7 protein-coding genes and 1 tRNA gene are annotated in these 9,362 nt (G+C 49.3%); 3 read left to right on the forward strand and 5 right to left on the reverse strand.

Translation table 11 applies throughout. From position 1 onward, the window contains the following. Positions 1-16 precede the first annotated feature (16 nt). The 5 genes from WKK33_RS03410 to uxuA all read right to left on the reverse strand — a co-directional run bounded on the left by WKK33_RS03410 (position 17) and on the right by uxuA (position 5,200). Positions 17-1,246, reverse strand: coding sequence for a zinc ribbon domain-containing protein (locus WKK33_RS03410; RefSeq protein ID WP_337932485.1), 1,230 nt, complete (start codon positions 1,244-1,246; stop codon positions 17-19). A 57-nt stretch (positions 1,247-1,303) separates the two neighbouring features. Further along, a complete protein-coding gene (locus tag WKK33_RS03415; protein WP_337932486.1) occupies positions 1,304-1,996 on the reverse strand; it encodes a GH25 family lysozyme in 693 nt (230 codons plus the stop codon). A 108-nt stretch (positions 1,997-2,104) separates the two neighbouring features. After that, a tRNA-Pro gene (locus WKK33_RS03420) sits at positions 2,105-2,178 on the reverse strand. Between the two features lie 145 nt (positions 2,179-2,323). Next, positions 2,324-3,910, reverse strand: coding sequence for a mannitol dehydrogenase family protein (locus WKK33_RS03425; RefSeq protein WP_337932488.1), 1,587 nt, complete (start codon positions 3,908-3,910; stop codon positions 2,324-2,326). A gap of 24 nt (positions 3,911-3,934) precedes the next feature. Continuing rightward, positions 3,935-5,200: a mannonate dehydratase gene (gene uxuA / locus WKK33_RS03430; protein ID WP_337469749.1), complete on the reverse strand. Its 1,266-nt coding sequence runs from the start codon at positions 5,198-5,200 to the stop codon at positions 3,935-3,937. Positions 5,201-5,589: 389 nt separating this feature from the next. Here uxuA and WKK33_RS03435 point away from each other — a divergent pair, with 389 nt between their 5' ends. The 3 genes from WKK33_RS03435 (at position 5,590) to WKK33_RS03445 (ending at position 9,319) form a co-directional block, all read left to right on the forward strand. Continuing rightward, positions 5,590-8,412 (forward strand): hypothetical protein, encoded by a 2,823-nt coding sequence (locus WKK33_RS03435; protein WP_337932489.1) that lies wholly within the window; start codon positions 5,590-5,592, stop codon positions 8,410-8,412. 13 nt (positions 8,413-8,425) lie between these two features. Continuing rightward, complete coding sequence (locus WKK33_RS03440; protein ID WP_337932491.1) at positions 8,426-8,959, forward strand: cysteine peptidase family C39 domain-containing protein; 534 nt, start codon at positions 8,426-8,428, stop codon at positions 8,957-8,959. A gap of 72 nt (positions 8,960-9,031) precedes the next feature. Continuing rightward, positions 9,032-9,319 carry an Abi family protein gene (locus tag WKK33_RS03445; protein WP_337932493.1) on the forward strand — a complete coding sequence of 96 codons (288 nt, stop codon included), beginning with the start codon at positions 9,032-9,034 and terminating at the stop codon, positions 9,317-9,319. Positions 9,320-9,362: the final 43 nt, after the last annotated feature.

A 9,362-nucleotide genomic window follows, 5' to 3' on the forward strand; every position in this document is an offset into this window, starting at 1 on the left:
AGTATGTGTTCTTTGATTATTCCAAAATCTTAGTCATCGACATGGCTGAAATGAGACCGTCTGGGTTCACGGTTGCCGAGATACGGTATTTTGCGTGCTTTTCCTTGCTGTCGTCAGTTCTGTCTATGTCTTGAAGGGCAGAGAATTTGACGGTGTATTCGTATTCCTCATCGCCCACTTCCTTCTTGTCGATTTCGTAGTCGTTGTTCAAACGCCAGGTCATGCGCGTAATGTCATCCTTGTAAATCTTGTGCATGAACGTCACAACGTCGGCCTTGATGGCGTCGGGCTTACCCAGGAAGTTGGTAAGGATCGGAGCCACCGAGGCTTGCAAATCGCCTTCGCTCTTGGCGTTGATGGCTTGGAAGAAATGGCGGAATACCGAGACGATCATTGTCTTCTCGTTGGGTTGCACCGTGTTGGCTTTAAGCGACTTGATGGCTGTCTGCGCCTCGTCCACATGTTCGCCTTCGTCGTGTGCGTTGAGATAGGCTTGAAGCGCCTCCAAGGTGTTTTTACTGCTTGCGTCGGCCCAGTCGATAGAGTCGATCTTGTGCATGGCTTCCGCCTTGTGCTCCGTATCGGGATGCTTGGCCAAGTAGTCCTCCAGTGCTGCCTTTGTACCGCTTACCACAGCGTTGGTCCATTCCACATCTTGCTTTTTCAACTCCTCCAACCGTTCGGTTACGGCTTGGATGTGCTCTGCAGGAGCGTCGAGGTTGCTGTCGAGATAGGTCTGTAACACCAATGGGTCATCGCTCTTCATGGCAAATTCGTATGATTCCATCTCTTTGTTGCTCTTGGCATTGCTGTAGAAATAGAAGCAAACGCCGCAGATGGCAAGGGCGATGACAAACGCTACGATGAGTGGGCCGTGATTTTTTTTCTTGGCCTGATTGGCCGTTTCGTTTTGGCTCTTTTGAGGTTTGACGGGCGGTGGGGTGGGCTGCCTATTCGTTGCAGGTTGGCCATTGGACTTTGTGGTGGTAGCCTGGGCGTTTGGCGAAACGATCTGGCCGCCATTTCCTTGGCTTTCTGCCTGACGCGTATTGGTGCCTTGTGCTGCTTGTCCGCTTGAACGTGTCAAGTGGTGGCAGTTGGGGCACATTTCCTGGTCGCGGAAATAGATTTCCCCACATTGGGGGCATTTCATGATTTTTCCTGCGATTTCCACTCCGCAGTTGGGGCAAACCGGAGCTTTGTCGCTGATTTGTCGTCCACACTCTGGACATTTAATGATAGCCATATCTTATGATGTGATGATTTTCGTTGGTTAATGGGTGAGGGTGTGTGTTGTGCAGCGTTATCTATGTCTGAACCTGATTTCTCTCAATCGGTGGTTGCCCATGAATCGGCTTTTGTCCACATATCCGTTGATGCCGTTGAGATGTCCTTTACCCGTGTATTGCCACAGTATGAAGTCGAGGTCGTCTTTCAACACAGGCTCTCGTGCGGTGTATTGGGCAATCATCACCTTGTAGTCGCCCAAGAGCCCCAACAGGTTGTTGTCGTAGAAATTGGCACCCGTGTAGAGCAATGGCTTTTGCTTGTAAGCTTTTTCCACAAGATTAAGGAAGATGAACAACGAGTCTCTGAAAGCCTCTTTGCTCAGTCCGCTTCGCGTCTCAATGTCGATCATGGGCAACAAATCCTGGTCTCCAGGCCTGCATTGGGTCATGAAGTTCTCAAGTTGCGTTTGTTGCGCAATCTTTGGGCGGTAGAAATGGTACGAGCCCACTTTCAGCCCGTACTTGTGCGCCAAGTCGATGTTTTGCTTGTACTTGCTGTCGATATTGTCGCCTCCTTCCGTGGCTTTCAGGTAGACGTATGCCATTTTGCTTTCGCCCACCGTTTCCCAGAATACTGAGCCTTGGTAGTGGCTTATGTCGATTCCGTGGATGTGGCTGCATGTGTCTTCGCACTCCGTGTATCTGCTTTGCGCATGGAGTGAGGAGAGTGCCAACAAACTAATCAATAATGTGATGATTCGGTTCATACTGCAAAGTTACTGAAAAGATTTAAGAACGGCTCGTCCCTATTTGTAAAAAGATACAAAAAAGCCGCAAAGAGATATTCTTTGCGGCTTCTTTCATGTTTCTTTTCGTCGGGGCGACAGGATTCGAACCTGCGACCACCTGGTCCCAAACCAGGAGCGCTACCGGGCTGCGCTACACCCCGTTCCCTCATGGCGTTCCTTTTGATATGGAAGTGCCGTCGGATTTGCGGGTGCAAAGGTATGGCTTTTTTTCGACCCTACCAAATTTTTGGTCTATTATTTTACGCCATCGTTTGCTTGTAGCGCTTTTGTGGTTGCTATCGAAGTCTATCGCTGTGCGGTGTATTTGTGTAGTGTGCTTCTTACGGCTCCCTTTCCGGCAAAGAGTTGTTTGACCATTTCTTCGATTCGGTTGCCCAGCGGAGTTTCGTAGAGGTTGAGTCCGAACACGTCCTTTCTGCTATACAGGTTCTTCAGGCAACTGTAGTCTTGGCCTTCCTTGCCCACGGTGAGCGGTTCCACAATCTGTTGCAGCTCCTGCAGCATGGGGTCGGGTGAGGGTGTGAAGGGTTTTCCGTTGTCGTCGACACCCTTCAGGTAACGGGCGTAGCCTGCCAACACGAGGGGAATAAGAACCAAGTTGTCCATATCGAGATGGCGAGCGGCATACTTCTTGATGGTCTCGCCAAAGCGTATGGGCAGTTTCTGACTGGTGTCCATGGCAATGCGTTGCGGCGTGTCGGGCATGAAGGGGTTGGGCAGTCGGCGATTGATGAATGCGCCAATAAACTCATACGGATTGATGATACCCGGGTCTGTAACGACAGGCATGGCTTCGATGTATCCAATTTTTTGGATGAATGGGCGGATGTCTTCGTCGTTCATCTCGACGGATATCAGCGTATAGTTGAGCATGCAACCATAGAGCGCCATGGCCGTGTGGAGGGGATTCAGGCAGGTCGTTACTTTCATTGTCTCCACCTCGTCGACGGTTTTTCGCGTGGTGTAGATAACGCCAGCTTGGTCGAGTGGTGGACGTCCGTTGGTGTAATGGTCCTCGATAACAAGGTATTGTGTCTCCTCGGAGTTGACAAACGGGGCGGTAAACGTGTGCTTCTCGGTCTCGATGTATTGGTTGTCCTCAAAGCCGTCGGCAGCCAGCAGTTCCTTCACCTTGGCATGGGGGCGGGGTGTTATCTTGTCGATCATCGACCATGGGAAACTAATGGTTTGCTCATCCTCCAGGTAGTCGACAAACGCTTGCGGCGCCAGACGCTCTTCGGCCCATCGTTTTGCATAGGCCATGACGCCGGCTTTCACTTTGTCGCCGTTGTGCGAGCAGTTGTCCATGCTCTGCACCGTCAGTGGCAACTTTCCGGCTTTGAACCGCTCGTAGAGCAAGGCGGTCACCTTTCCCATGGCCATCATAGGCTTGAGCCCTCGCTCCAAGTCGGCTGGTGGCACCCCATAGCCTTTTTCTGTGATGGTAAATGTGGCCATCTGCAAGGATGGATTGCGGAAGATGTCGACCAGACGGCTCCAATCGCCGAACGCATAGTCGGCCTTCAACGATTCGGTCACCGATGCGATGACCTTCTTCTCGATGGTTCCTGACGCTTGCAGGCTAACAAGCAATGATAGGTTGTCGTAGGGCGTATAGGCCTTGTCGACGACCTCGTAGTCGAATGTTTCGGCCACGATGACGCCACGGTCGTAAACTCCTTTGTTTAGAAGGTCGTTGAGGATGGCGGCAGGGAAAGCCCTGAATATGTTTCCTCCACCGAAATGAACCCAAGTGGGATTCTCATGGGTGCGTGTTCTTACGGCTTCAATGTCGTATGTGGGTAGTTCGTAGCCCTTGGCTTCCCACTCGCTGGCGTTCAACTTGCCAGAGCTGATATCTTTGAGTTTCATGTTGTTTCGATTTGAATAATGAGGTTAATCGAAGAAGCCTGGCTGGTGGAAGGGCTTGTTGAGTTCGCGGTCGACGGTGGCTATGATACCTTGTACCTGGCCCATGGCGAACATGCGCCCCAGGAAACTGTAGCCGGCGTTGTAGCCCTTCGTCTCATCGCCGAGCATCGTCATGCCATGGTCTACGCGCATGGGTAGGCGCTCGATGTTGGCGTTTCCCTTGCGGCGCTCCTCCTCTTCCTCAAACACACGCGCCAGTTGGATGATGTCGGCGCGTCCTCCAAGATGGCTGGCTTCGGTGAAGTCGCCGTTGGGGAACACATGGCAACTGCGCAGATGCACAAACCATGTGCGTGAAGCGTACTTGCGTGCCATCTCCACTACATTGTTTTGGGCACCGGCCGAGAGCGATCCGGCGCAGAACGTAAGACCGTTGTGCTTGTTGGGAACGGCGTTGAGGAACCACTGAATGTCGTCGTCGCAGGTTACGATGCGCGGCAGCCCGAGCACCTGGAAGGGTGGGTCGTCGGGATGGACACACATATACATGTCGCACTCTTCGCAAACGGGCATGATGGCCTCAAGGAAATACTTCATGTTGGCGCGCAGTTGGTCGCGGTCGATGCCCTTATAGAGGGCAAGCAGTTGACGGAACAGCTCCACGGGATGCTCGTCGTCCTCCTTGAAGTTGCCGCTCACGAAGCCTTGTGTCTTGATGACAATGTTCTCCACCAAGGCGTGGTCCTTCTCGGGTGTCATGGTGCTTCGCAGTTGCTCCACCTCCTCGATGATGTTGCGGCCGTTAGGCTTTCCGTCGGGGCCCAGCACCAGGAAACGTGCCCAGTCATCCTTGGCGCCCTGGCGTTTCAGGATGTAGATGTCGAAATAAGCAAATTGTGGGATGCTGAAATACAGGTTGCTGCTGCCGTTGGGATTGTCGTGAAGCAGGTCGGTGCGGGCCCAGTCGAGCACGGGCATGAAGTTGTAGCAAATGGTATGGATACCCTCGGTCGCGAGGTTGCGCAAGCTCTGCTTGTAAATATCAATTTGTTCATCGCGGTCGGGGCCTGCATACTTGATTGTTTCGGTCACGGGCAGCGACTCCACGACGCTCCAACGCATGCCGTAACTCTCGATGAAGGTCTTTAGATCGTGTATCTTCTCACGTGTCCAAACCTGACCCAAAGGTACGTCGTGCAGGGCGGTGACGATGCCCTCTACACCGATTTGTTTGAGCATGGCAAGCGTTATTGGATCGTTCTTGCCAAACCATCTCCATGTTCTTTCCATAAATTTCGATTAGTTTAAGTAATTGATTACAAAGATATACAAAAAAACGTTTGTCCGCTTATCTTATAGCGTAAATCATGATTATTTTATGATGTACTGACGAATGTTAACGTTGGTTAACGTTGCGGGATTCTTGATTCTTTTTTTGTTAGTATGAATCTTTCCTTATACTTTTGCGAATGGAAATTGTGGACTTGAGAGCTCAACCCACAAGTATCTGACTTGCGTGGTTGAACAACCTTCTTTTAAGTTCCCCTTCCGCTCTAATCTAACTGGTAAATTCATTTAAGGTTTTACAGTTAAGTGGGAAGGAAGTCAAGAAAGAATAATCATCATAAGCTACGTCACCTAACTGTAAATCTAAATCAAAAATAGTAATCTGCAATAAGATGAATGTAACCTTTAGACTAAGTGCCCTTTTGCTGTTTCTCCTTGCCATCGCGCTGAAGGTCAATGCTCAAATCTATGCCATAGGAAAGGTGCAAGACGCTTTTCTGAAGATACCATTGCCCGAGGCGAAAGTGGCTTTGCTCAATGCGAAGGACAGCACCGTCATCATGGATACAATACCTGTGAAGAAGATGTACAGAGCTGACGGAACCTTGAAGGAAGCACAATTTTCCATGAAAGTGGAGGGCAGGCCCCATAAATATTTGTTGAAGGCAACGCTCCGCGGCTATGAAACAGGCTATCTCTCATTTGCCATAAAAGAAGGCGAAGAGGGGGGCTATATGTTCCTTGACAATGCGCTTGAATTGCGCAAGATGCCGGAAAAAGATCTCGGCGAGGTTACTGTGACTGCAACCAAGGTGAAGATGTTTTGGAAGGGTGACACACTCGTGTATGACGCTACCGCCTTCAAGTTGCCGGATGGTTCGATGCTCGATGACCTCATCCGCCAAATGCCAGGTGTAACCATGAACGAGAAAGGAGAGATCTTTGTGAACAATCGTAAGATTGACGAGCTGCAGTTGGGCTCACGCTCCTTTATGCGTGGCAATTCGAAGGTGCTATTGGAAAACTTGCCTTATTACACGGTCAAGAACATCAAGGTGTATGATCAAGAGACCGACCTCAACAGAGCTGCGGGATCCCAAATTGAGAATAAGAAATTTGTGATGGACGTCAACTTGAAAGCTGAATATCAATATGGATACATTGCCAACGTGGAGGCGGCAGGAGGAACAGATGATCGATGGCTGGGCCGCGCCTTCTTACTTGGGTTCACCCGAAACACTCGTTACACCTTGTTGGCCAATTCAAACAACGTGAATGAGAGCCGCCATATCGGCAGTTCCGATTATTGGACGCCAGAATCAATGCCCAAGTCCTTGTTGACGACCCACAGTGTGGCTTCCGACATCGATTACCAGTCGACCGACAAAAACATTCAGGAAAAACTCAGCATAGACTTTACCTCCACCCGTGACAAGGGAGACATGACCAAACAGGAGGAACTCTTTTTGGCGGGTTCTCCGCTGCAGACCATGAAGCAAAGCACGATGACAAAGGAGAACAAACTGAAAATTGGCAACCGCTTCAAATACATCAAGCCCAAGGCATTTATGCTGGACGCTGACGTCGCTATAGGCTACAAGTCATACCACGGCAACACCAACATGCTGGCTGAACAGTATGTGGACACGTTGATAACGCGCCAACACAATGTGGGGTTCAACGATGGGAAGAAATGGGACGCCAGTATCAATGCCAGCCTGATGCCTCACATGAAAAAAATGGGAAACCTGGGACAGCATCTCCTCATGAAGGCAAATGTAAACTATTCGTCGGATGAGAACTTGCTGGCGCAGCAATTCAACGTCAAGGACTTTGCCAATGCTTCGTCTTCAAACACATTCAACACCAACGACTATGCGAAACGACAATTGAAAGCGAGCGCATCCCTAACGTATGGACTTGGCGGGAAAAAGAATTACGCGAGCATAGAAATAACACCGTCCTACAACCAAGAGAAAACACATGATTGGCTTTATCATCCCGATTCGCTTTTGCTCCCCTCACAAATGGATATGCTCCAAGCCATTACGGACCATGCCAATTCCTACGAAAGTAAGTTGCAAAGCTTCGGTACTGACGTGATGTTATCATTCTACCGCATTCAAGAGTTGCCTGCAAACATGGCTATGGGGCTTCCAAAAAGGAGCATGAATTTTATCGACATCTATTTGGTAATGAAGATAAAGCACGACAAATTAAATTATCTACGAGGGCAAATCGACACGTTGGCCACACGGACGACGATACGTTTCAACCCCTGGGCAAACATCTGCCTGTATGTGAAGAAAGATGAACGGCGACCAATCCACATAGGCTTAGGTTATAACGAATCAAACACACCTTTGATCGACATGATCAACATTCATGATAGTTCCACGCCGCTCGTGGTGCGTCTGGGTAATCCCGACTTGAAAGCGTGGCGTTCAGTATCCTATATTTTTGCCGAGTATAAAGACCTCCGTTCTCCCCGGCACAACTACACCTTGTCAGCTGGGTTTAATTACATCCACAACGATGTCTCACAATCGGTCAGCTTCAACGCCAAGAATGGCGTTTACACCTATCGGCCCAAGAACATACATGGAGCCTATGACGCCAAAGCAAAGGCGACAGTCTTTTATACGCTTGATGCCAACAGGCGCTGGACAGTGGAAAACTGCGCAGACGGAAACTTCATCCATTCGCTCGATCATGCCATGCTTGCCGGAGAGCCCCAGAGCCAGGTGAATGCTGTCAACACGCTGACCCTGTACGACAGGGCATACCTGCAATACAACAAAGGCTCACTTTACGTTCGCGCAACAGGTGACGTGAGATGGCGGCACAGCGAAAGCAAACGGCCGGGCTTTGCGGCATTGAATGCAACCGATTTCCGCTACGGGCTGGCAGCACGTTACACCATTCCTTTGTTGAACACCACGATTTCAATGGATGGCAACATGTACTCTCGCAGGGGCTATGGCAACCTGGGATTGAACAGAGACGACTTTGTGCTCAATGCTTCAGCCTCCCAGTCATTCCTGAAAGGCAAACTCATCGCGCGCATCGAGGCTTTCGACCTACTGCACCAGCTCTCGTCAACCGATTACAAGGTCAACGCGCAGGGACGCACGGAGACGTGGTGTCGCACTTTGCCCCACTACCTGATGGGGCATGTCATTTATCATTTCAACAAGAACCCGAAGCGGAAATAACATTTCGATATAGATGCAACTGAAACGTTTCCCTCATTACAAGCAGCTCAACGCAACAGATTGTGGTCCGACCTCCCTGCGGATGATAACCAAGTACTATGGCTTAAACTATTCTGCGGAAATGTTACGCCGACATTGCTTCATTTCCCGAAGGGGCGTCACGATGCAAGGAATAGCAGAATGTGCTCAACACATCGGATTTGACACAATCGGAATGAAAATGACTTTTGGGCAATTGGCAACAGAAGGGGTGTTTCCTTGCATATTACATTGGAACCAAAATCATTTTGTGGTATGCTACGATATTCAAAACTGCAAGAATGGCAAATACAAAATCCGTATCTCTGACCCTGCCACGCAGCGCTTGACCTATGAAAAAGATGAATTTTTAAGATGCTGGATAGGAAAAGACACCACGGAAGAAAGCACAGGTGTTGCGCTGATGCTCGAGCCAGGTGAGAAATTCGGAAAAGTGAAAGACAGACTGATGCCAACAATTTCTCAAATCCGTCCAAGTTCATCGCTCTATACGTCTTATAGAAGATGAACTGAACCATACAAAAGAGGTTTCATCAACCATTTCAAAGAGACATATACCAATCAGTACCCACCTTCATGGATGCTGACCGAGATATTGCCATTTGGTGTAATCACCAATGTTTATTCTAACATCAAGAATAAGAAGATAAAGAAGCGTATTGCACAGTCATTTGGCTTGCAAGTTGCACCTTTTGAGTCTTGGCTTACCATTATCACTGTAACAAGAAACTCATGTTGTCATCATGCACGTGTATGGAATAGGGTATTCTCTATTCGTGCTACCATGCCAATCAGAATGTCACGTCCTTGGATTACCTTGCCGACAGATCCTTTGAAAGTAACCATCCGAAATATACCGACTTGTTAATTGCAAAAAAACTCGCAAGTGTTTACTCGCGAGTTTTTTTGTA

The organism is Hallella sp., from assembly GCF_037460745.1.
In the GTDB taxonomy this organism is placed as follows: domain Bacteria; phylum Bacteroidota; class Bacteroidia; order Bacteroidales; family Bacteroidaceae; genus Prevotella; species Prevotella faecis.

Bases quoted from the DNA above. Each gene is read 5' to 3' on its own strand.
- WKK33_RS03440 (WP_337932491.1), top strand. From the start codon at position 8,426: ATGCAACTGAAACGTTTCCCTCATTACAAGCAGCTCAACGCAACAGAT.
- WKK33_RS03445 (WP_337932493.1), top strand. From the start codon at position 9,032: ATGCTGACCGAGATATTGCCATTTGGTGTAATCACCAATGTTTATTCT.
- WKK33_RS03410 (WP_337932485.1), bottom strand. From the start codon at position 1,246: ATGGCTATCATTAAATGTCCAGAGTGTGGACGACAAATCAGCGACAAA.
- WKK33_RS03435 (WP_337932489.1), top strand. From the start codon at position 5,590: ATGAATGTAACCTTTAGACTAAGTGCCCTTTTGCTGTTTCTCCTTGCC.
- WKK33_RS03415 (WP_337932486.1), bottom strand. From the start codon at position 1,996: ATGAACCGAATCATCACATTATTGATTAGTTTGTTGGCACTCTCCTCA.
- WKK33_RS03425 (WP_337932488.1), bottom strand. From the start codon at position 3,910: ATGAAACTCAAAGATATCAGCTCTGGCAAGTTGAACGCCAGCGAGTGG.
- uxuA (WP_337469749.1), bottom strand. From the start codon at position 5,200: ATGGAAAGAACATGGAGATGGTTTGGCAAGAACGATCCAATAACGCTT.